The organism is Serpentinimonas raichei, from assembly GCF_000828895.1.
Classification (GTDB): Bacteria; Pseudomonadota; Gammaproteobacteria; order Burkholderiales; family Burkholderiaceae_C; genus Serpentinimonas; species Serpentinimonas raichei.
Map to the genome: position 1 here is coordinate 1,800,048 of NZ_AP014568.1, position 21,803 is coordinate 1,821,850.

General features: G+C 66.3%; 21 protein-coding genes. 16 read left to right on the forward strand and 5 right to left on the reverse strand.

The annotated features are described in order from the left end of the window. Positions 1–105 precede the first annotated feature (105 nt). Genes acnB through SRAA_RS08430 form a run of 4 tightly spaced genes read right to left on the reverse strand, consistent with a single transcriptional unit; the run spans position 106 to position 5,360 of the window. The gene (gene acnB, locus SRAA_RS08415) at positions 106–2,697 is read right to left on the reverse strand and encodes a bifunctional aconitate hydratase 2/2-methylisocitrate dehydratase (protein WP_045532079.1); all 2,592 of its coding nucleotides are present in this window, start codon (positions 2,695–2,697) and stop codon (positions 106–108) included. A 24-nt stretch (positions 2,698–2,721) separates the two neighbouring features. Continuing rightward, on the reverse strand, positions 2,722–3,294 hold the full coding sequence (locus SRAA_RS08420; protein ID WP_052467530.1) for a hypothetical protein: 573 nt from the start codon (positions 3,292–3,294) through the stop codon (positions 2,722–2,724). A gap of 47 nt (positions 3,295–3,341) precedes the next feature. Next, positions 3,342–4,352 carry an HpcH/HpaI aldolase/citrate lyase family protein gene (locus SRAA_RS08425; RefSeq protein WP_045533577.1) on the reverse strand — a complete coding sequence of 337 codons (1,011 nt, stop codon included), beginning with the start codon at positions 4,350–4,352 and terminating at the stop codon, positions 3,342–3,344. Between the two features lie 21 nt (positions 4,353–4,373). Next, a complete protein-coding gene (locus SRAA_RS08430) occupies positions 4,374–5,360 on the reverse strand; it encodes a malate dehydrogenase (RefSeq protein WP_045532081.1) in 987 nt (328 codons plus the stop codon). Positions 5,361–5,486: 126 nt separating this feature from the next. On the opposite strand from SRAA_RS08430, the gene SRAA_RS08435 reads away from it, so the two are divergent. The 12 genes from SRAA_RS08435 to SRAA_RS08485 all read left to right on the forward strand — a co-directional run bounded on the left by SRAA_RS08435 (position 5,487) and on the right by SRAA_RS08485 (position 15,707). Continuing rightward, positions 5,487–6,278 carry a GntR family transcriptional regulator gene (locus SRAA_RS08435; protein ID WP_082039989.1) on the forward strand — a complete coding sequence of 264 codons (792 nt, stop codon included), beginning with the start codon at positions 5,487–5,489 and terminating at the stop codon, positions 6,276–6,278. Positions 6,279–6,445: 167 nt separating this feature from the next. Then, positions 6,446–6,880 (forward strand): succinate dehydrogenase, cytochrome b556 subunit, encoded by a 435-nt coding sequence (sdhC, locus tag SRAA_RS08440; protein WP_045532083.1) that lies wholly within the window; start codon positions 6,446–6,448, stop codon positions 6,878–6,880. A 31-nt stretch (positions 6,881–6,911) separates the two neighbouring features. Next, on the forward strand, positions 6,912–7,277 hold the full coding sequence (sdhD, locus tag SRAA_RS08445; RefSeq protein ID WP_045532084.1) for a succinate dehydrogenase, hydrophobic membrane anchor protein: 366 nt from the start codon (positions 6,912–6,914) through the stop codon (positions 7,275–7,277). 3 nt (positions 7,278–7,280) lie between these two features. After that, the gene (sdhA, locus tag SRAA_RS08450; RefSeq protein WP_045532086.1) at positions 7,281–9,092 is read left to right on the forward strand and encodes a succinate dehydrogenase flavoprotein subunit; all 1,812 of its coding nucleotides are present in this window, start codon (positions 7,281–7,283) and stop codon (positions 9,090–9,092) included. 36 nt (positions 9,093–9,128) lie between these two features. Further along, positions 9,129–9,833, forward strand: a complete 705-nt coding sequence (locus tag SRAA_RS08455) for a succinate dehydrogenase iron-sulfur subunit (RefSeq protein ID WP_045532088.1) — start codon at positions 9,129–9,131, stop codon at positions 9,831–9,833. A 5-nt stretch (positions 9,834–9,838) separates the two neighbouring features. Continuing rightward, positions 9,839–10,159, forward strand: coding sequence for an FAD assembly factor SdhE (locus tag SRAA_RS08460; RefSeq protein ID WP_045532090.1), 321 nt, complete (start codon positions 9,839–9,841; stop codon positions 10,157–10,159). A 43-nt stretch (positions 10,160–10,202) separates the two neighbouring features. Beyond that, a complete protein-coding gene (locus tag SRAA_RS08465; protein WP_045532092.1) occupies positions 10,203–11,513 on the forward strand; it encodes a citrate synthase in 1,311 nt (436 codons plus the stop codon). 101 nt (positions 11,514–11,614) lie between these two features. Continuing rightward, a complete protein-coding gene (gene leuC, locus SRAA_RS08470) occupies positions 11,615–13,036 on the forward strand; it encodes a 3-isopropylmalate dehydratase large subunit (protein WP_045532094.1) in 1,422 nt (473 codons plus the stop codon). A gap of 19 nt (positions 13,037–13,055) precedes the next feature. Then, positions 13,056–13,181: an entericidin A/B family lipoprotein gene (locus tag SRAA_RS12315; RefSeq protein ID WP_082039990.1), complete on the forward strand. Its 126-nt coding sequence runs from the start codon at positions 13,056–13,058 to the stop codon at positions 13,179–13,181. Positions 13,182–13,208: 27 nt separating this feature from the next. After that, complete coding sequence (gene leuD / locus SRAA_RS08475) at positions 13,209–13,859, forward strand: 3-isopropylmalate dehydratase small subunit (protein ID WP_045532096.1); 651 nt, start codon at positions 13,209–13,211, stop codon at positions 13,857–13,859. Between the two features lie 115 nt (positions 13,860–13,974). Beyond that, positions 13,975–15,045 (forward strand): 3-isopropylmalate dehydrogenase, encoded by a 1,071-nt coding sequence (gene leuB / locus SRAA_RS08480; protein ID WP_045532098.1) that lies wholly within the window; start codon positions 13,975–13,977, stop codon positions 15,043–15,045. Positions 15,046–15,089: 44 nt separating this feature from the next. After that, a complete protein-coding gene (locus SRAA_RS08485; RefSeq protein ID WP_045532100.1) occupies positions 15,090–15,707 on the forward strand; it encodes a mechanosensitive ion channel family protein in 618 nt (205 codons plus the stop codon). Here SRAA_RS08485 and SRAA_RS08490 read toward each other — a convergent pair. Continuing rightward, on the reverse strand, positions 15,697–16,089 hold the full coding sequence (locus SRAA_RS08490) for a DUF2784 domain-containing protein (protein WP_045533579.1): 393 nt from the start codon (positions 16,087–16,089) through the stop codon (positions 15,697–15,699). The genes SRAA_RS08485 and SRAA_RS08490 overlap by 11 nt on opposite strands. A gap of 317 nt (positions 16,090–16,406) precedes the next feature. On the opposite strand from SRAA_RS08490, the gene asd reads away from it, so the two are divergent. The 4 genes from asd (at position 16,407) to SRAA_RS08510 (ending at position 21,773) form a co-directional block, all read left to right on the forward strand. Then, on the forward strand, positions 16,407–17,516 hold the full coding sequence (gene asd / locus SRAA_RS08495) for an aspartate-semialdehyde dehydrogenase (RefSeq protein ID WP_045532102.1): 1,110 nt from the start codon (positions 16,407–16,409) through the stop codon (positions 17,514–17,516). Positions 17,517–17,712: 196 nt separating this feature from the next. Beyond that, positions 17,713–20,262, forward strand: a complete 2,550-nt coding sequence (locus tag SRAA_RS08500) for a FimV/HubP family polar landmark protein (protein ID WP_045532104.1) — start codon at positions 17,713–17,715, stop codon at positions 20,260–20,262. A 29-nt stretch (positions 20,263–20,291) separates the two neighbouring features. Next, a complete protein-coding gene (gene truA, locus SRAA_RS08505; RefSeq protein ID WP_045532106.1) occupies positions 20,292–21,077 on the forward strand; it encodes a tRNA pseudouridine(38-40) synthase TruA in 786 nt (261 codons plus the stop codon). Positions 21,078–21,101: 24 nt separating this feature from the next. Beyond that, complete coding sequence (locus tag SRAA_RS08510; protein WP_045532108.1) at positions 21,102–21,773, forward strand: phosphoribosylanthranilate isomerase; 672 nt, start codon at positions 21,102–21,104, stop codon at positions 21,771–21,773. The last annotated feature ends 30 nt before the right edge of the window (positions 21,774–21,803 follow it).

Here is a 21,803-nt window from a genome sequence, read left to right on the forward strand (position 1 = left end):
AAACGGCCCCGCAGGGCCGTCGCAAACATTTTTACCTCTGCGCCGCAGCGCAGCAGGCGCGGGCCAGGCGCGCCTCCAAGCGCGCCGCTGGCCTCTAGTCTCGCCTCAGGCCGCCACCTCCTTGGCGGTTTCGGCGTATTCGGCGATCTGGTCGAAGTTGAGGTATTTGTAGATCGCCGCGCCGTCTTGGTTCACCACGCCCATGGCTGCGTGGTATTCGGCCACGGTGGGGATGCGGCCCAGCTTGGAGGCGATGGCCGCCAGCTCGGCCGAGGCCAGGAACACGTTGGTGTTCTTGCCGAGGCGGTTCGGGAAGTTGCGCGTGCTGGTCGAGATCACGGTCGCGCCTTCGCGCACCTGCGCCTGGTTGCCCATGCACAGGCTGCAACCGGGCATTTCGGTGCGGGCACCGGCGGCGCCGAAGTTGGCGTAGTGGCCCTCTTTCATCAGCTCGCTGGCGTCCATCTTGGTCGGCGGCGCCACCCAGAGCTTGACCGGGATGTCGCGCTGGCCACCGAGCAGCTTGGCGGCGGCGCGGAAGTGCCCGATGTTGGTCATGCACGAGCCGATGAAGGCTTCGTCGATGTGGGTGCCGGCCACGTCGGAGAGCACTTTGGCGTCGTCCGGGTCGTTCGGGCAGCACAGGATGGGCTCTTTGATTTCGGCCAGGTCGATCTCGATCACGGCGGCGTATTCGGCGTTGGCGTCGGCCTGCAGCAGCTTGGGCTGCTCCAGCCACTGCTGCACTTTCTCGATGCGGCGCGCCAGCGTTTTCGCGTCTTGGTAGCCGTCGGCGATCATGTTCTTCATCAGCACGACGTTGCTGTTGAGGTATTCGATCACCGGCTCGGGGTTGAGCTGGATGGTGCAGCCCGCCGCCGAGCGCTCGGCCGAGGCGTCGGAGAGCTCAAAGGCTTGCTCCACTTTGAGGTCGGGCAAGCCTTCGATCTCCAAAATGCGGCCCGAGAAGATGTTTTTCTTGCCCGACTTGGCCACCGTGAGCAGGCCGGCCTTGATGGCGTACAGCGGAATGGCGTGCACCAAGTCGCGCAGCGTCACGCCCGGTTGCATCTGGCCTTTGAAGCGCACCAGCACCGATTCGGGCATGTCCAGCGGCATCACGCCGGTGGCGGCCCCGAAGGCCACCAAGCCGGAGCCGGCCGGAAAGCTGATGCCGATCGGAAAGCGCGTGTGCGAGTCGCCGCCGGTGCCCACGGTGTCGGGCAGCAGCAGGCGGTTCAGCCACGAGTGGATCACGCCGTCGCCGGGGCGCAGCGCCACGCCGCCGCGGCTGCTGATGAAGGGCGGCAGCTCGCGGTGCATCTTGGCATCGACCGGTTTCGGGTAGGCCGCGGTGTGGCAAAAGCTCTGCATCACCAAGTCGGCCGAGAAGCCCAGGCAGGCCAGGTCTTTGAGCTCGTCGCGCGTCATGGGGCCGGTGGTGTCTTGGCTGCCGACGGTCGTCATGCGCGGCTCGCAGTAGGTGCCGGGGCGCACGCCTTGTCCTTCGGGCAGGCCCACGGCACGGCCCACCATTTTTTGCGCCAGCGTAAAGCCCGCTTGGGTGGCCCTGGGGGCGGCGGGCAGGCGGAACTGCGTGGAGGCCGGCAGGCCTAGGAAGTCGCGCGCCTTGGCGGTGAGCGAGCGCCCGATGATCAGGTTGATGCGCCCGCCGGCGCGCACTTCGTCGAGCAGCACCTCGCTCTTGAGCTCAAAGGTGGTGACGGTGGCGCCGCCCTTGAGGATCTTGCCCTCGTAGGGCAGGATGTCGATCACGTCGCCCATTTCGAGCGCGTTCACATCGACTTCGATCGGCAGCGAGCCCGAATCTTCTTGGGTGTTGAAGAAGATCGGGGCGATCTTGCCACCCAGCGTCACGCCGCCAAAGCGCTTGTTGGGCACGAAGGGAATGTCTTGCCCGGTGGCCCAGACCACCGAGTTGGTGGCCGATTTGCGGCTGGAGCCGGTGCCCACCACATCGCCCACGTAGGCCACCAAGTGGCCCTTCTTCTTCAGGTCTTCGATGAACTGCATCGGGCCGCGCTTGCCGTCTTCCTCGGGCCTGAAGGCCGCATCGGGGCGGGTGTTTTTGAGCATCGCCAGGTAGTGCAGCGGGATGTCGGGGCGGCTCCAGGCGTCGGGCGCGGGCGAGAGGTCGTCGGTGTTGGTCTCGCCGGGCACCTTGAACACGGTCACGGTGATCTGCTGCGGCACTTCGGGGCGGCTGGTGAACCACTCGGCTGCGGCCCAGCTTTGCATCACCTCTTGCGCCTGGGGGTTGCCGGCCTTGGCCTTGGTGGCGACGTCGTTGAAGAAGTCGAACATCAGCAGGGTTTTCTTCAGCGCGGCGGCGGCCACGCCCGCCACTTCGGGGTCGTCGAGCAGGTCGATCAGGGGGTGCACGTTGTAGCCGCCGACCATGGTGCCCAGCAGCTCGGTGGCGCGGGCCTTGGAGAGCAGCCCGACGGCGATGTCGCCATGCGCCACGGCAGCCAGGAAGCTGGCCTTGACCTTGGCCGCGTCGTCAACACCGGGGGGCACGCGGTGCGTGAGCAGGTCGAGCAAAAAATCGGCTTCGCCGGCGGGCGGGTTTTTGATGAGCTCGATCAGCTCGGACACCTGCTTGGCATCCAGCGGCAGCGGCGGAATGCCGAGTGCGGCGCGCTCGGCGGCGTGTTGGCGGTAGGCTTGCAACATGATTATCACTCCAGAAAAAAAGGTTTAGTTAGCGGGTGGCCGCTGGGCCACATCGAACAGGCTGGGGCCGGGGTTGCGCTGCATGGCGGCGGCCACGGCCTGCTGCACCGCGTTGGCGCAGTCGTCGAGCAGGCGCCGGCCTTGGCGCTGATTCAGCAAAATGGATTTGTTGGCGAGCTGCAGCCAAACCACGCCCTGGGCCCGGTCTTCGAGCCGGATGGCACCGGTGCTGGTTTCCACCGGGCGCAGGCGGTAGCGCTGCCGCTCGGTGCTGAGGTGGAAAAACCCCGGCTCTTGCGCGTCGGCCTCGATGCGCACGCTGCGCCCCATGGCGCAGGTCTTGCTGCCCACGTGCACCAGCGCGGCGGTGGCCTGCTCGCGCTCGCTCATGGGCGTGTCGGCAGGGGTGCCGGCCTGCACCGTGGGCACCTGGCGGTTGCTGGCTGGTGTTTGTGCGGCTGCCTGGGCCAAAGCCGGGCTGGCGAACAAAGCCGCAGCCAGCCCCAGCCCGAGCACAGACCCGTGCCACGCAAGCCAGCAGGCGCGTTGGCGGCTGCGCACAGCCAGAGGGGGGATTTGAAAGGCGTTTGTGGGCATGGCGGGCTCCTGCTGAACAAGGGTGGGCGGTAGGCGGTGCGGACGGCTCATGGGCGCGAGCCCCCAGGCGCAGGAACAAAAAAACGCGCCAGCGCCGCATCGAGCGCGGCCCCGGTTTGCTGCGCGCGCTCCAGCACCTGCCAATGGTAGCGGTAGCTGGCGCGGTCGTGCAGATGCCCATGATGCGAAATGGGTGCCCAATCGGCTTGCACCGCGGCCAGAATGATCGCGGTGGCGAGCTCGACCTCGTCGGCGGGCGGAGCAAAGGCTTGCAAGATGGGCTCGATCTGCTGCGGGTGGATGCTCCACATGCGGCGGTAGCCAAACTCGTGCGCCGCCTTGTGCGCCGCTTGGCGCAGTGCGGGCAGGTCGTGGATTTCGGTGACCACACAGTGCGCGGGCACCTTGCCGTGGGCATGGCAGGCGCTGGCGATTTCGAGCTTGGCGCGCCGCACCAGCGGGTGGCTGAACTGGCCCTGCACCCCCATGGCCGAGACCGGAATGGCCCCGCCGTGCGCCGACACAAAGTCCATCAGGCCAAAGCTGATCGACTCCACGCGCCCATGCGCCGCCAGCTCAAAAGCCTGGTGCAGCGCCTGCGGCGATTCGATCAGCACATGCAAGGGCAGTGCTGCGCCCCCTACGGCATCGACTGCTTGCACGGCGCGCTGCAAATCGGCCAAGCCCTCGACCTTGGGCAGCATCAGATACGCCAGCCGCGCCCCGGCCTGCCCGACGATGGTCTGCACATCAGCCTCGAATGCCGGATGATCAACGGCGTGCACCCTCACCCCGACGCGTGGCGGCACCGCAGCGGCCCAGTCCAGCCCCTGCAGCAGCTCATTCACCAGCGCCGCGTGTTCGGCCTCGCCGCCCACGGGGGCGCCGTCTTCGCAGTCGAGCGTGACATCGAACACGCAGCGGCCGTGGCGCTGGCTGTACTCGGCTTGCAGCGCCAGGCTTTTGCGCATGCGCGCCGGCACGCCGCTGTAATGGTCGCACAGCGGCAGCAAGCGCTGGCCGGACTGGGGGCCCAACAACAGGTCGCGCGGGTGCATGGTGCAGCTGCCTTGATGCAATTACAGCAGGTGCCGCACCCCGTCTTGCTCGCCCTGCAACTCGGCCAGGGTTTTGTTGATGCACTCTTGGCTGAAGGCGTCAATCGGCAGCCCTTCGACGATCTGGTAGTCGCCGCCCGAGCAGGTCACGGGGTAGCCAAACATCACCTCTTTGGGGATGCCGTATGCGCCGTTCGAGGGCACGCCCATCGTCACCCACGCGCCGCCGGTACCCAAGGCCCAGTCGCGCATGTGGTCGATGGCGGCGTTGGCCGCCGACGCCGCCGACGACAGGCCGCGTGCTTCGATGATGGCCGCGCCGCGCTTGCCCACGGTGGGCAGGAACACGTCTTTGTTCCATGCGTGGTCGTTGAACATGTCTTTGACCGAGGCGCCGTCTATGGTGGCAAAGCGGTAGTCGGCGTACATGGTCGGGCTGTGGTTGCCCCAGACCGCCAGGTTTTTGATCGAAGCCACCGGCTGGCCGGTTTTGGCCGCCAGCTGGCTCAGCGCGCGGTTGTGGTCCAGCCGCAGCATGGCGGTGAAGTTGCGCGCCGGCAGGTCGGGGGCAGATTTCATGGCGATGTAGGCGTTGGTGTTGGCCGGGTTGCCCACCACCAGCACCTTCACGTTGCGGCTGGCGACGGCGTTGAGTGCCTTGCCCTGGGCGGTGAAGATCGCGCCGTTGATGGCCAGCAACTCGGCCCGCTCCATGCCGGGGCCGCGCGGACGCGAGCCGACCAACAAGGCGTAGTCGGTGTCTTTGAAGGCGGTCATCGGGTCGCTGTGGGCTTCCATGCCAGCCAGCAGCGGGAAGGCGCAGTCGTCGAGCTCCATCATCACGCCCTTGAGCGCTTTCTGGGCTTTTTCGTCGGGGATTTCGAGCAGTTGCAGGATCACGGGCTGATCCTTGCCCAGCATTTCACCGGAAGCGATGCGAAACAGCAGGGCATAACCAATCTGGCCAGCGGCACCGGTGACGGCCACGCGAACGGGCTTCTTGCTCATGAATACACTCCAAATAAACAGCGGTTGAAGAAAAACGGGTCTACTTGGAACGCGAGTGTAACCCGAGCCGACGCTTTGGTCAATTTGTCTTATGTCTTATATAAGATATGATCGGGGCTCGAGACCATGAGCACCTCCTTGCCCGCCCCCGCCCCCGCCAACAGCCCCGAACCAGGCACCGGGCTGCCGCTCGCGCCCGCCTTCAGCCCCTTGTACCAGCAAATCAAGGCGCTGTTGTTGCACAGCCTGCAAAACGGAGAATGGAAACCGGGCGAACCGATTCCGAGCGAGGTCGAACTGGCGGCGCGCTTTCGTGTCAGCCAGGGCACGGTGCGCAAAGCCATCGACGAACTGGCTGCCGACAACCTGCTGCTGCGCCGCCAAGGCAAGGGCACCTTCGTGGCCACGCACGCCGAGCAGCACGTCTCGTACCGCTTTCTGCGCCTGCACCCCGACCACGGCAACCCGGACGCCGACGGCCCGGCCGAGCGCCAGATCCTGTCGTGCCAGCGCCTGCGCGCCCCGGCCGACGTCGCCACGGCGCTGGGCTTGCGCTCGGGCGACACAGCGGTGCAGGTGCTGCGCGTGCTGGCCTTTCAGGGCCGGCCCACCATACTGGAGCAAATCTGGCTGCCCGGCACCCCTTTCAAGGGGCTCACGCTGGAGCTGTTGACGCAAGACCAAGGCCCGATGTACGCGCTGTTCGAGCGCCAGTTTGGCCTGAGCATGGTGCGCGCCGAAGAAAAGATCAAGGCCGTGGCCGCCGACCCCGATGCCGCCGAGCGCCTGGCCGTGGCAACCGGCACGCCGCTGCTCAGCGTGGAGCGCCTGGCCTACACCTACCAAGACACCCCCATGGAGCTGCGCCGCGGCCTGTACCGCACCGAGCACCACCACTACCGCAACCAGCTCAGCTAAAGCCAAACATAACCATAGAGTGACGTTGCACATGTTGCCTTGCAATAGAATCCGACAGGTAAGCGTCAGGGTTTTCATACATATTCAGAAACTGCCCCGAGCACCCTTACCGCTTCGCCCGCTTCGCCCGCTCCCTCCGCACCACACCCGAACCACAGGTCCATACCATGGCTGAATCGCGCACCACACCGCGGCCCGAGTTTCGCAACATCAACGCCCTCCGTGATCTGCCCAGCTACCGCCTACCGGCTGCGGGCTGGGTTTCGATCCTGCACCGCATCAGCGGCCTGCTGCTGTTTTTGCTGCTGCCCTTCATCGTCTGGATGTTCGACGCCTCGCTCTCGTCCGAGCTCTCTTTTGGCGTCTTTGCCTCGGCCTTCACGGCCGGCATTGGCTTCGTGCCGGCTTGGTTCGTCAAGCTGGTCGTGCTGGCCCTAATCTGGGCCTTTTTGCACCACCTGATCGCTGGCTTGCGCCATGTGTACATGGACGCCACCCACAGCGTAGGCAAAGCCTTTGGCAAATCTTCCGCCGTCGTCACCCTGGTGCTCAGCTTGGGGCTCACGGCTGCGCTGGGTGCCAAGCTATTTGGCTTGTATTAAAAACCACTCCACATCCTAGGAGCACCTCACCATGGCAGTCAACTACGGTTCCCGGCGCGTCGTCAGCGGCGCCCACTACGGCTTGCGCGACTGGCTGATGCAGCGCATCAGCGCCGCGCTCATGGCTTTGTTCACCCTGCTGCTGCTGGCGCAACTGCTGCTGGTCAGCGGCCCCATCGACTACGAAGTCTGGTCCGGCATCTTTGCCCAAACGTGGATGAAGTTCCTGACCTACGCCCTGATCGTCGCCCTCATCTGGCACGCCTGGGTGGGCATGCGCGACATCTGGATGGATTACGTCAAACCGGCTGGCTTGCGGCTGGCCCTGCATGTGTTCACACTCGTCTGGCTGGTAGGCTGCGCCGGCTGGGCCTTCCAAGTGCTCTGGAGACTTTGATTCATGACTGCCCTCACATCCTCTTTGCCCAAGCGCCGCTTTGACGTCATCATCATCGGCGCCGGCGGCTCGGGCATGCGCGCCTCGCTCCAACTGGCGCGCGCCGGCTTCAACGTGGCGGTGCTGAGCAAGGTGTTCCCCACGCGCTCGCACACCGTGGCCGCACAAGGCGGCATCGGCGCCTCGCTGGGCAATATGAGCGAAGACAACTGGCACTACCACTTCTACGACACCGTCAAGGGTTCCGACTGGCTGGGCGACCAAGACGCGATCGAGTTCATGTGCCGCGAAGCGCCCAAAGTGGTCTATGAGCTCGAGCACTTCGGCATGCCCTTCGACCGCAACCCCGACGGCACCATCTACCAGCGCCCCTTTGGCGGCCACACCGCCAACTACGGCGAAAAACCGGTGCAGCGCGCCTGCGCCGCCGCCGACCGCACCGGCCACGCCATGCTGCACACCCTGTACCAGCAAAACGTGGCCGCGCGCACCACCTTCTTCGTCGAGTGGATGGCGCTCGACTTGGTGCGCAACGCCGACGGCGACGTGCTGGGCGTGACCGCGCTCGAGATGGAAACCGGCGACACCTACCTGCTGCAAGCCAAGACCACGCTGCTGGCCACCGGCGGCGCCGGCCGCATTTTTGCCGCCTCCACCAACGCCTTCATCAACACCGGCGACGGGTTGGGCATGGCGGCGCGCGCCGGCATCCCGCTGCAAGACATGGAGTTCTGGCAGTTCCACCCCACCGGCGTGGCCGGCGCCGGCGTGCTGCTCACCGAAGGCTGCCGTGGCGAAGGCGCGATTTTGCGCAATGCCCAAGGCGAGCGCTTCATGGAGCGCTACGCGCCCACGCTCAAAGACTTGGCCCCGCGCGACTTCGTCAGCCGTTGCATGGACCAAGAAATCAAAGAAGGCCGGGGCTGCGGCCCGAACAAAGACTACATCAACCTCGACATGACGCACTTGGGTGGCGACACCATCCTCAAGCGCCTGCCCTCGGTGTTCGAGATCGGCCACAACTTTGCCAACGTGGACATCACCAAAGAGCCCATTCCCGTGGTGCCCACGATCCACTACCAGATGGGCGGCATCCCGACCAACATCCACGGCCAAGTGGTGGTGCCCGACGCCGCTGCCGGCGGCCAAAAAGTGGTGCAAGGGCTGTACGCCGTGGGCGAATGCGCCTGCGTCTCGGTGCACGGCGCCAACCGGCTGGGCACCAACTCGCTGCTGGACCTGCTGGTGTTTGGCCGCGCCGCTGGCAACCACATCGTTGACACCCTCGCCCGCAAAGCCGAATTCCCGGATCTGCCGCGCGACGCCGCCGACCGGTCGCTGGCCCGCTTGGCCCGGCTCGACGCCTGCACCGAGGGCGAATACGCCCAAGTGGTGGCCGACGACCTGCGCGCCACCATGCAACAGCACGCCGGGGTGTTCCGCACCCAAGCCAGCATGAACGAGGGCGTGGGCAAAGTCGCCGCCTTGCGCCAGCGCGTGCAAGCCATCGGCCTCAAAGACCAGTCCAAGGTCTTCAACACCGCGCGCATCGAGGCGCTGGAAGTCGAAAACCTGATCGAAGCCGCGCAAGCCACCATGACTTCGGCCGCCGCGCGCACCGAGTGCCGTGGCGCCCACACCGTGAACGACTACGAGCGCGCCGCCGACGACGCCGAGCACCCGCTGGGCCGCAACGACCGCGACTGGATGAAGCACACCCTGTGGCACAGCGCCGACAACTCGCTCAGCTACAAGCCGGTCAACCTCAAGCCACTCACGGTGGCTTCGGTTCCGCCCAAAGTCCGCACCTTCTAAAGCCGACGACGCACGCCCCACCCGGAGCACCTGAACATGGCCCTACGCACCTTCAAAATCTACCGCTACGACCCCGAGCGCGATGCCAAGCCCTACATGCAGACCCTGCAAGTGGAACTGACCGGGCACGAGCGCATGCTGCTCGACGCGCTAATGAAGCTCAAGGTGGTCGATCCCACGCTCTCGTTTCGGCGCTCCTGCCGCGAGGGCGTGTGCGGCTCCGACGGCATGAACATCAACGGCAAGAACGGCCTGGCCTGCCTGACCAACATGAACACGCTCAAGGGCGAGATCGTGCTCAAGCCGCTGCCCGGACTGCCGGTGGTGCGCGACCTGATCGTCGATATGACGCAGTTTTTCCAGCAGTACCACAGCATCAAGCCGTATCTGATCAACACCAGCCAGCCGCCGGAAACCGAGCGCCTGCAGTCGCCCGAGGAGCGCGAAGAGCTCAACGGCCTGTACGAGTGCATTTTGTGTGCGAGCTGCTCCACGGCCTGCCCGAGCTTTTGGTGGAACCCGGACAAATTCGTCGGCCCGGCCGGGCTGCTGCAAGCCTACCGCTTCTTGGCCGATAGCCGCGACCAGGCCACCGCCGAGCGGCTCGACAACCTCGAAGACCCGTACCGGCTGTTTCGCTGCCATACCATCATGAACTGCGTCGATGTCTGCCCCAAGAGCCTGAACCCGACCCAAGCCATCGGCAAGATCAAGGAGATGATGGTGCGGCGCGCCATCTGAAAACCATGCCAGCCCCCACGCTTGCCGACGCCAACCCGATAGACGAGCGTGCGCTCAGCAAGCTGCGCTGGCGTTGCAGGCGCGGCTTGCTGGAAAACGATCTGCTGCTGGAGCGTTTTTTTCTGCGCATGGGCATCTCCATCAGCGAGCGCCAAGCGCGCGCCATGCACACCCTGATGGACTTGTCCGACCCCGACCTGCTCGATTTGCTGCTTTCGCGCAAAGCTCCCGGCCCCGAGCAAAGCAGCGCCGAGGTGCTCGAACTGCTGCAGCAGTTGCGCCCCGTGGTGCAGCAGCCCACCCCAGCCGATCTGCCCAAGTTTTAGCCCCCTTAGCCCCTTTTTCCCCTCACCCCCTCAAGGATGTCGCATGAAACTCGCTGACCACAAAGCCACCCTGTCCTTCAGCAACGGGGCTCCGAGCATGGAGCTGCCGGTCTATGCCGGCACCATCGGCCCAGACGTGATCGACATCCGCAAGCTCTATGGCCAGACCGGGATGTTCACCTACGACCCCGGCTTTCTCTCGACCGCCTCGTGCCAGTCGGCCATCACCTACATCGACGGCGACAAGGGCGAGCTGCTCTACCGCGGCTACCCGATCGAGCAAATCGCCACCCAGTGCGACTACCTCGACACCTGCTACCTGCTGCTCAACGGCGATCTGCCCAACGAAGGCGAGCGCAACGACTTTCACAAGCTCATCCTGAACCACACCATGGTCAATGAGCAGATGCAGTTCTTCCTGCGCGGCTTTAGGCGCGACGCGCACCCGATGGCCGTGCTCACCGGCCTGATCGGCGCCCTGTCGGCCTTCTACCACGACAGCACCGACATCAACAACCCCGAACACCGCCGCATCGCCGCCATCCGCCTGATCGCCAAAATGCCGACGCTGGTCTCCATGGCCTACAAATACGGCGTCGGGCAGCCCTATATGTACCCGCGCAACGAGCTCTCCTACGCCGGCAACTTCCTGCGCATGATGTTTGGCACCCCGTGCGAAGACTACGTGGTCAACCCGGTGCTCGAGCGCGCCCTAGATCGCATCTTCATCCTGCACGCCGACCACGAGCAAAACGCCTCCACCTCCACCGTGCGCCTGTGCGGCAGCTCGGGCACCAACCCCTTTGCCGCCATCGCCGCCGGTGTGGCCTGTTTGTGGGGCCCGGCCCACGGCGGTGCCAACGAGGCCTGCCTGAACATGCTCGAAGACATCCAAGCCAGCGGCGGCATTGCCAAAGTGGGCGAGTTCATGAACCAGGTCAAGGACAAAAACTCGGGCGTCAAGCTGATGGGTTTTGGCCACCGCGTTTACAAAAACTACGACCCGCGCGCCAAAATGATGCAAGAAACCTGCAACGAGGTGCTCAGCGAGCTCGGGCTGGAAAACGACCCACTGTTCAAGCTGGCCAAAGAGCTGGAAAAAATCGCCCTCGAAGACGACTACTTCGTGCAGCGCAAGCTCTACCCCAACGTTGATTTCTACTCCGGCATCGTGCAGCGCGCCATCGGCATTCCGGTCAATCTGTTCACCGGCATCTTCGCGCTGGCGCGCACCGTGGGCTGGATTGCCCAGCTCAACGAGATGATCGGCGACCCGGAGTATAAAATCGGCCGTCCGCGTCAGTTGTTCACCGGTTCACCCCGGCGCGACGTGCCGACGCTGATCAAGCGCTGATCAAGCGCTGATTCTCGCCCTAGGCAACCCCGGCCCCCACCCGGCCCCGCCCCCCTTGGTGTGGGTGGGGCTTTGTCACCACCTGAAGGCACCGCCCACACATGGGACGCACGCTCTACGACAAAATCTGGGACGAGCACGTCGTCCACACCGAGCCCGACGGCACCGCCGTGCTCTACATCGACCGGCACCTGGTGCACGAAGTCACCAGCCCGCAGGCCTACGAGGGGCTGCGCGTGGCCGGGCGCAAGGTCTGGCGCGTGAGCTCAGTCGTGGCCACCGCCGACCACAACACCCCCACCACCGGCTGGGAACTGGGCTACGAGGGCATTGCCGACCCGATCAGCAAAGAGCAGATCACCACGCTCAACACCAACATCGCCGAATTCGGCGCGGCGGCGTTCTTCCCCTTCATGCACCCACGCCAGGGCATCGTGCACGTGGTGGGGCCAGAAAACGGCGCCACCCTGCCCGGCATGACCGTGGTCTGTGGCGACTCGCACACCTCCACCCACGGTGCCTTTGGCGCGCTGGCGCACGGCATCGGCACCAGCGAAGTCGAGCACGTGCTGGCCACGCAGACGCTGCTGGCCAAAAAGGCCAAGAACCTGCTCATCCGCGTCGAGGGCCAACTGCCCCGGGGCTGCGGCGCCAAAGACATCGTGCTGGCCATCATCGGCCGCATCGGCACTGCGGGTGGCACCGGCTGCACGATCGAGTTTGGCGGCAGCGCCATCCGCGCCCTGTCGATCGAAGGGCGCATGACGGTCTGCAACATGGCGATCGAGGCCGGGGCGCGCGCCGGCCTGGTGGCGGTGGATGAGAAAACCCTCGCCTACCTAAAAGGGCGCCCGCTGGCCCCCAGCGGCTTGGAGTGGGAGCAGGCCGCGGCCTACTGGCGCACCCTGCAGTCCGACCCGGACGCCGTTTTCGACTCCGTGGTCGAGCTCGACGCGGCCCAGATCGCGCCCCAAGTCACCTGGGGCACCTCGCCCGAAATGGTGCTGCCCATCACCGGCAGCGTGCCCGACCCAGACCAGATCAAAGACCCCGGCCAGCGCGACGCCGTGGAACGCGCGCTCAGCTACATGGGCTTGCAACCAGGCCAGCGCTTGGTCGACCTGAGTGTGGACAAGGTGTTCATCGGCTCATGCACCAACAGCCGCATCGAAGACCTGCGCGAAGCCGCCGCACTGGTGCAAAAGCTCGGCCAGAAGGTGGCGCGCAACGTGCGCCTGGCGCTGGTGGTGCCCGGCTCCGGCCAAGTCAAGGCGCAAGCCGAGCGCGAGGGGCTGCACGAGATTTTTCGCGCGGCGGGCTTCGAGTGGCGCGAGCCCGGCTGCAGCATGTGCCTGGCCATGAACGCCGACCGCCTAGAGCCCGGCGAGCGCTGCGCCAGCACCAGCAACCGCAACTTTGAAGGCCGCCAAGGGGCCGGAGGCCGCACCCACCTGCTCAGCCCGGCCATGGCGGCGGCGGCGGCCATCGCTGGGCACTTCGTCGATGTGCGCCCCTACGCCTAACTTTCCAAGGAGTCTCATCATGAAACCCATTCTCACTTTGTTGCTGCTGGCCGCCGGCCTGGCCTTGAGCGGCTGCGGGACCATCGCCGGCATCGGCCAAGACGTGCAACGCGGCGGCCAGATCATCCAAGACGCCGCCCGCTGAGCGGCGCCCACACCCCTTACGCCCCCGATGCAAGCCCTCACCATACACCAGGGCCTGGTGGCCCCGATCGACCGCGAAAACGTCGATACCGACGCCATCATCCCCAAGCAGTTCCTCAAATCCATCCGCAAGACCGGCTTTGGCCCGAATCTGTTCGACGAGTGGCGCTACCTCGACGTCGGCCAGCCGGGGCAAGACCCGGCCAGCCGGCGCCCCAACCCCGACTTCGTGCTGAACCAGCCGCGCTACGCCGGGGCGTCGATTTTGCTGGCGCGCAAAAACTTTGGCTGTGGCTCCAGCCGCGAGCACGCGCCCTGGGCGATCGAGCAGTACGGTTTTCGGGCCCTGATCGCGCCCAGCTTTGCCGACATCTTCTTCAACAACTGCTTCAAAAACGGTCTGCTGCCGATCGTGCTGCCCGAAGCCACCGTGGCCAGTTTGTTCGACGCCGTGCACGCCTTTGCCGGCTACCGCCTGACCATCGACCTGCCGCGCCAGTGCATCGTGCTGCCGCAAGGCGAAGAGATCGCCTTCGAGGTCAACCCCTTTCGCAAGCACTGTCTGCTCAACGGCCTAGACGACATCGGCCTGACGCTGCGCCACGCCGACACCATCCGCACCTTCGAGGTCCAGCGCTTGGCGGCCAAACCGTGGCTGGCGCGCACTTGGCTGGGCTGAGGCCAGCACCTGCAACCCGATCGGCTGACCCGCGCCGCCGCCCTTTGGCCCCGACCGCCTTACTCGACCCACCCAGCGCCCACGCCCGGGCCTCACGCCTTCCAGCTCACACCCCATGAAAATCGCAGTCCTCCCCGGTGACGGCATCGGCACCGAAATCGTCGCCCAAGCGCTCAGCGTGTTGCAGGCTCTGGGTTTGCCGTTCGAGTTCGAGCACGCCGCGGTGGGCGGTGCCGCCTACGAGGCGCACGGCCACCCGCTGCCCGAGGCCACGCTCAAGCTGGCGCAGCAGGCCGACGCGGTGCTGTTCGGCGCCGTGGGCGACTGGAAATACGACCGGCTCGAGCGCCACCTGCGGCCCGAGCAAGCCATTTTGGGGCTGCGCAAGCACCTGGGGCTGTTTGCCAACTTCCGCCCCGCCATCTGCTACCCGCAGCTGGTCGACTCCTCCAGCCTCAAACCCGAGCTGGTGGCCGGGCTCGACATCCTGATCATCCGCGAGCTCACCGGCGACATCTACTTCGGCCAACCGCGCGGCCGCCGCAGCGCCCCAGACGGCCCCTTTGCCGGCAGCGAAGAAGCCTTCGACACCATGCGCTACAGCCGGCCCGAGATCGAGCGCATTGCCCACGTGGCCTTCAAGGCCGCGCGCCAGCGCAACAACAAGGTCACCAGCGTGGACAAGGCCAACGTGCTCGAGACCTTCCAGTTCTGGAAAGACGTGGTGAGCGCAGTGCACGCCCAGTACCCCGACGTGGCGCTGGAGCACATGTATGTCGATAACGCCGCGATGCAGTTGGTCAAGCGCCCCAAGGCTTTTGACGTGATCGTCACCGGAAATATGTTTGGCGACATTTTGTCCGACGAGGCCTCGATGCTCACCGGCTCGATCGGCATGCTGCCCTCGGCAAGCCTGAACGAGCACGGCCAGGGCCTGTACGAGCCCAGCCACGGCAGCGCGCCCGACATCGCCGGGCAAGGCGTGGCCAACCCGCTGGCCACGATTTTGAGCGCGGCCATGATGCTGCGCTTCTCGCTCGGCCAGCCCGAGGCGGCGGCGCGCATCGAGGCCGCAGTGAAAACCGTGCTCGAGCAAGGCCTGCGCACGCCCGACATCATGGCCCCCGGCTGCACCCGCGTCGGTACGGCGCAGATGGGCGCGGCGGTGCGGGCGGCGCTGGGCTGATCCAAGCTCCCTAATTCCAGCCAGCTCCACCGGTGTTAGTCTCTATGCAAATGCTGCCGCAGTGGCTGTACCCTTGGGTGTCCAGCATCGTGCTCGGTGCGCAGATCACCCTGCTCATCTTGGGTGCGTGGCTGCTGCGCGCCCTGTTTGGGCGCTTGGTGCGGCGTACCAGCACGCGCCATGGGCTGCCACCCGAGTTTACGTTTGTCGTCTTGCTCGCGGGCAAGATCGTGATCTACGGTGCCGCCATGTTGCTGGTGCTCGACCGCCTGGGGGTTTCGGCCACCGTGCTCTGGACCGCGTTCACCGGCTTTGCGGCCGTGGCGGCGGTGGCCTTTTTTGCCGCCTGGAGCGTGCTGTCCAACATTTTTTGCAGTTTTTTGATCTTTGTTACCGGCATCGTGCGCTTGCACGACCACATCGAAGTCGTGGAAAACGGCCAAACCGCTGGGCTCAGGGGCCAAGTGATCGACATCAATCTGATCTACACCACGGTGCAGGAACACAGCGCCGACGGCTCGGGCTCGACCCTGAAGTTTCCCAACAGCATGTTTTTTCAACGCATCACGCGCACTTGGCCGGGCGAGCCGCCCGCGCCAGTGGTCGCGCCCACGGGCGCCGGTGCCGCCTCCCAGCCGCCCAGCGGCGGCGCTACGCCCTAATTGCACCCCCCGGGGGACGGCGGCGCCAGCGCCTCCAGACCCACGCATAAATCACGCCGTTGAACCCCAGCACCAGCGCCCCGAGCAGGTATTGCAGCTCGCGCGTCAGGCCTGCGGGGTAGATCACGGCCAGCAAGTAGTGCTCGATGAAGCCGCCCGGCGCCATGCCGGCCTGGCCAGCCTGGAGCCGAAAATGGTTTTCGATGTCGGTGAGCGGGCACGGCGCCCCGGCGATCATGACAAAAAAGGCCCAAGCCGCGCACGGCAGTTGCAGCCACGGCACCCAGCGCCACCACAGCGCCAGCACGGCCCCGAACACCGAAAAAACAATGTAGAGCAGGTGGACGCTCATGACCGCTTCGGCCGCGATTTGGTACCACATGGCAGTTTTGCTCCAGACGAAAGAGGCCATCAAAACCCGCGGGCGCTGTGGCGCAGCGCAAACTGCGCTGTCAAGGCCGCAGAGCACCGCAGCGGTCGCCATCGGCTAGAATGTACGACCATGTTTGCCGCCCAATCGTTCACCTCGAACCACACCACCGCCACTCCGGCACGGGTGTGGGGGCGCGCAATCGTTAAAGCCACGACCGGCTAAACCCCAGCCCGGTTCGTCGCGCGCCCCCACCCGGCCAGACGAGCCGGGCAGGACGGTACCCGGGGTCTGGATCCGTATTTCTGCAACCTGAAAGGGCGTTCGTCATGAGCAAGTTGGTAGGTCTGGTGGGCTGGCGCGGCATGGTCGGCTCGGTGTTGATGGATCGCATGACGGCCGAGGGCGACTTCGCGCACATCGACCCGGTGTTCTTTTCCACCTCCAACGCCGGCGGCGCTGCCCCGGCACAAGCCCAAAGCCAGCGCACGCTGCAAGACGCCAACGACGTGGCGGCCTTGGCGCGCTGCGACATCATCATCACCTGCCAGGGCGGCGACTACACCAAAGCCGTATACCCACAGCTGCGCGCCAGCGGCTGGCGCGGGCACTGGATCGACGCCGCCTCGGCGCTGCGCATGGAACCCGAGGCCGTGATCGTGCTCGACCCGGTCAACGAGGGCCTGATCCGCCAGCGCTTGGCTGCCGGCGGGCGCGACTGGATCGGCGGCAACTGCACCAACTCGATTTTGCTCATGGGCCTGTGCGGCTTGTTCCGCGCCGATCTGGTGGAGTGGGTCAGCTCGATGACCTACCAAGCGGCCTCGGGCGGCGGCGCCAACCACATGCGCGAACTGCTGCAAGGCATGGGCGTGTGCCACGCCGCCGTGGCCGCCGACTTGGCCAACCCAGCCAGCGCCATCCTGGACATCGACCGCAAAGTGGCGCAGGCCATCCGAGATGATGTGCCGCGCGAATACTTCGGCGCCCCGCTGGCCGGCGGCCTGATCCCGTGGATCGACGCGCAGCTCGACAACGGCCAGTCCAAAGAAGAATGGAAAGGCCAGGCTGAGGTCAACAAAATCCTGGGCACGGCCCAGACCATCCCGGTCGATGGCCTGTGCGTGCGCATCGGCGCCATGCGCTGCCACAGCCTGGCCCTCACGCTCAAACTCAAGCATGACCTGCCGCTGGCCGAAATCGAAGCCCTGATTCGGGGCGGCAACCCCTGGGTCAAATGGGTTCCCAACGAGCGCCCGGCCAGCGTGGCCGAGCTCACGCCAGCGGCCATCACCGGCGGCTTGCAGGTGGGCGTGGGCCGGGTGCGCAAGCTCAACATGGGGCCACAGTATTTGTCGGCGTTTGTGATCGGCGACCAACTGCTGTGGGGCGCGGCCGAGCCGCTGCGGCGCATGTTGCGCATTCTGCTGGCGGCTTGAGGGTATAGTGGCGGACGAATGACAGGGTATTTGTTGCACCCCTGCAACGATGATCCCGTCTTTTGACCGCAACTGGGCATCCGTTTTGATTCAGGCTGAATCTGAACTTGTCAATGCAAGCAGTTGATGTTATGGTCAAATAGCTTTGCAAATATCAGAGGTGTTTGTGCCCTATTACTCTTCAAAATTGCACCCCATGGGACCTGTAGCCGCAGCCGCCAACAGGCCATCCCACGCCAACCCCCGGCTGCGCTGGGGTTCGGTGGCGAGCGCGGTGGCGATAGCGGCCGCCCTCTCGGTGTCAGCGAGTCAGGCGTGGGCCGTGGCGCTGGGGCGGGTGACGGTGCAGTCGCAACTGGGTCAACCACTGCGCGCTGAAATCGACTTACCCCAACTCTCGGCACAAGATGCCGCCACCTTGCAGGCCAGTGTGGCGGCGCCAGAGCGGTTTCAGGCGCTCAACATGAGCTTCAACCCGGCCCTCAACGACGTGCAGTTTCGACTGGTCGTGCTGCCCGACGGACGCAGTGTGTTGCGCCTGAGCAGCAACGCCGCCATCACCGAACCCTTCCTCGACTTGCTGGTGCAAGCCAATTGGGCCAACGGGCAGTTGCTGCGTGGCTACACGCTGTTGTTCGACCCACCCAACTTGCGTCCTGCCGCCGAACCGCTGCCGCCCGTTGCTGCCGTTGCTGCCGTGGTTGCGCCTCCGACTCCTGCGCCCACTGTGACGCTGGTGCGCCCGGCGGTGCCACTGCCTCCAACTCCTCCCGCCGCCACAGCGCCACGCGTGGCCGCCGCACCCACACCCCCACCCGCTCAAGAGCCACCAGCCGCCGCGCCTGTGCCAGCACCCGCCGCACCCGCACCCGCCTCTGTCACGGTGCGTCGCGGCGATACCGCAGGCCGCATCGCGCAGGCCCACCTGCCGGCTGGGGTCTCACTCGACCAGATGCTGGTGGCGCTGCTGCAAGCCAACCCCGACGCCTTCATGGGCGCCAACGTCAACCGGCTGCGTGCCGGAGTCGTGCTGGAGTTGCCCGACATCCAAGCCGCCGGCGCCACCCCGGCCCCCGAGGCACGGCGCATCGTGCAAGCCCACAGCCGCGACTTCAACGAATTCCGGCGTCGCTTGGCGGCATTGGCCCCGGCCCAAGTGGCGCCCGAAGCCACCCGTGCCGCAGCCGGTGCGGTGCAAGCCGAAGTCACCGACCCCCGCCCAGCCGCCACGGCGCAAGACCGCTTGACGCTGGAGCGCGGCGCCCTGCCCGGCACCGCGGCCGACCAATTGGCCCAAGCGCGGCAACAGCAGGCCGAGCAGCAGCAAGCCGCCGAGCTGGAGCGCAACCTGCAAGAGCTCGAGCGCCTGCGCCAAGCTGCGCTGGCCGCTGCCACCGCACCCGCTCCAGCCGCTGCCACCACGGCCCCGGCAGCCACCGAAGCTCCGCTTGCAGCTGCACCTGAAACCACCGCCCCGCCCACTGCGCCGACCGTCGAAGTGGCGGCCGCAGTCGCACCGCCGCCCCCCCCTGCACCGGCAGCCGGGCCGCCTGCCCCGCCAACGCCCCCAATGACAGAAGCCGCTGCACCCGGTTTGGTGCAGACCCTCACCACCCACCCACTGGCGCTGCCCGCAGCCGGTGGGGCGGCTGCCCTGCTGCTGCTGGGCTTGCTGGCCGCACGCATGCGCAGCCGGCGCCAACAAGAACGGGGCACCTTGGACGACCGGGACGATCCGCAAGCTCTGGGCGCAGAGCACCACCCCTCGAGCTACCCCAACACCGAGGCCCCGGCCTCTTCGATGATGTATTCGCCCAGCCAGCTCGACGCCGGCGGAGACGTCGATCCGGTGGCCGAAGCCGAGGTGTACCTGGCCTACGGCCGCGACAAGCAAGCCGAAGACATCTTGCTCGAAGCCATCCGCCTGCACCCCGAGCGCCAACCCGTGCACCTCAAGCTGCTGGAAATCTACGGTCAGCGGCGTGACGTGGCAGCCTTCAACGACGCTGCCAAGGTGCTGCATCTGGTCAGTGGCGGCACGGGCGACGCCTGGGATCAGGCACGCGAAGCGGGTCAGTTGCTCGACCCCGACAACCCCCTGTACCAGTGGATTCCCTCCGTCGCCGCGGCGGACTCGGTCAGCTCGGTGTCACCCGACATCAATCTGGATTTCGATCAACCGGCATCCACACCCACACCGGCGGCCGACCAGAGCGCCGATCCTGCTCCCGCAGCGCCGCCAGCGGCCTCTGCCGCGGACGACGAGTTGGATGCCCTGCTGATGGGCCAGCGCAAACCCACCACCCAACCCGAGCAAACCATCGATTTCGATTTCGACCTCGAACCCGCCCCCGCATCTGCGTCCACCCCAACGGCGGCAACCAGCGGGACAGCGCTTCAGCGTCCCGCTGATTCCCCGGCGTCCCATGAGCTTGACTTCGATCTCGACCTGAGCGAGTTCGATGCCCCCGCGCCCAAGCAGCCAACCGCACCCCCTGCACCCGCTCCCGAGCATGCAGCGGCTGCCGATCAACTCCCTGCCAGCCTGAAAGATTTGTCACTCGACCTCGATCTCGACCTCGATACACAAGGGGCCGACCCGCTGGAGACCAAGCTGTCGCTGGCCCAGGAGTTCGACGCCATCGGTGACACCGACGGGGCGCGCTCGCTGGCGCAAGAAGTCGAGCAAGAAGCCACCGGGGCGCTGCAAGAGCAGGCGCGGGCTTTCTTGGCGCGCTTGGGCTGAATTCAACCCCCGCAGAAGGCCCACGCACTTTGCGCCTCGCGCTCGGCATCAGCTACTGCGGCAGCGCCTACCAAGGCTGGCAAAGCCAAACCGGCGGCCAGACGGTGCAAGACCGCCTGCAGGCGGCGCTGGCCGCCTTCACCGCCACCCCGGCGGTGAGCACCCTGTGCGCGGGCCGCACCGACGCCGGAGTCCACGCCCTGATGCAGGTGGTGCATTTCGACACCCCGATCGAGCGCCCGCTGCACGCTTGGGTGCGCGGCTGCAACCGCTACCTGCCGCCCGACATCGCCATCCAGTGGGCGCAGCCGGTGCCCGATGCCTTCCACGCCCGCGCCAGCGCGCTGGCGCGCCGCTACGTCTACGTGCTGCTCGAATCCGCCGTGCGCCCCAGCCTAGAACACGGCCGCGTCGGCTGGGTCTTCAGGCCGCTGGCGCTGCCCGCCTTGCAAGCGGCGGCGGCGCAGCTGCTGGGCCGGCACGACTTCACGAGCTTTAGAGCCTCCAGTTGCCAGGCGCTCAGCCCGGTCAAACACCTGCGCCGGCTCGATATTTCCCGCCACGGGGCCTACTGGTGCTTCGAGTTCGAGGCCGACGCCTTTTTGCACCACATGGTGCGCAACCTCATGGGCTGCCTGCTGGCCGTTGGCCAAGGCCTGCACCCGCCGGATTGGATCGCCGCCGTGCTGGCGGCGCGCAGCCGCGCCGTCGCCGCCCCCACCTTCGCCCCCGATGGGCTGTACTTCATCGGCCCGGTCTATGCCCCACACTGGGGCCTGCCGAGCCAGGTGCCGGGGCTGGACTGGCTGCCCTAGATCACCTCAAATCACTCCCCCGCCATGCCCCACCGCACCCGCATCAAAATCTGTGGCCTGACGCGCCCTGCCGACCTGCACTGCGCCGTGGCCGCCGGGGCCGACGCCGTGGGCTTTGTGCTCTACCCGCCCAGCGCGCGCGCCCTCAGCGCTGCGCAGACGGGCGAGCTGGCGCGCTTGTTGCCGCCCTTCGTTACCCCGGTGCTGCTATTCGTGAACCCGAGCGCGGCCGAGGTGCAGGCGGGGCTGGACGCGGTGCCGCAGGCGCTGTTGCAGTTTCATGGCGACGAGTCGCCCGCCCAGTGCCAGGCGCTGGCCCAAGGCCGGCCCTATCTGCGCGCTGCGCGCATTCCGCTGGGCCCCGACGCGGCGCGCTTCGATCTCCTAGAATACGCGCAGCAACACGCCGGCGCGCAAGCGCTGCTGCTCGATGCCCAGGTACCGGGCTACGGCGGCGCCGGCCACGCCTTCGACTGGACAGCCTTCAATTGGTCACACCCCGCACTAAACGCCAGCTCTCGCCTCGTTTTGTCTGGTGGGCTCACACCTGCAAACGTGGCCGATGGCGTGCGCCTGCTGCGGCCGTGGGCGGTTGATGTGAGTTCGGGCGTGGAAGCCGCCCGCGGCATCAAATGTCCCGAACGGATCGAGCGCTTCATCGCCGCCGTGCGCCTGGCCGATGCGGCCCCAACCTGACCCCGACCTGCCTGATCCCGCCCCGGCCGG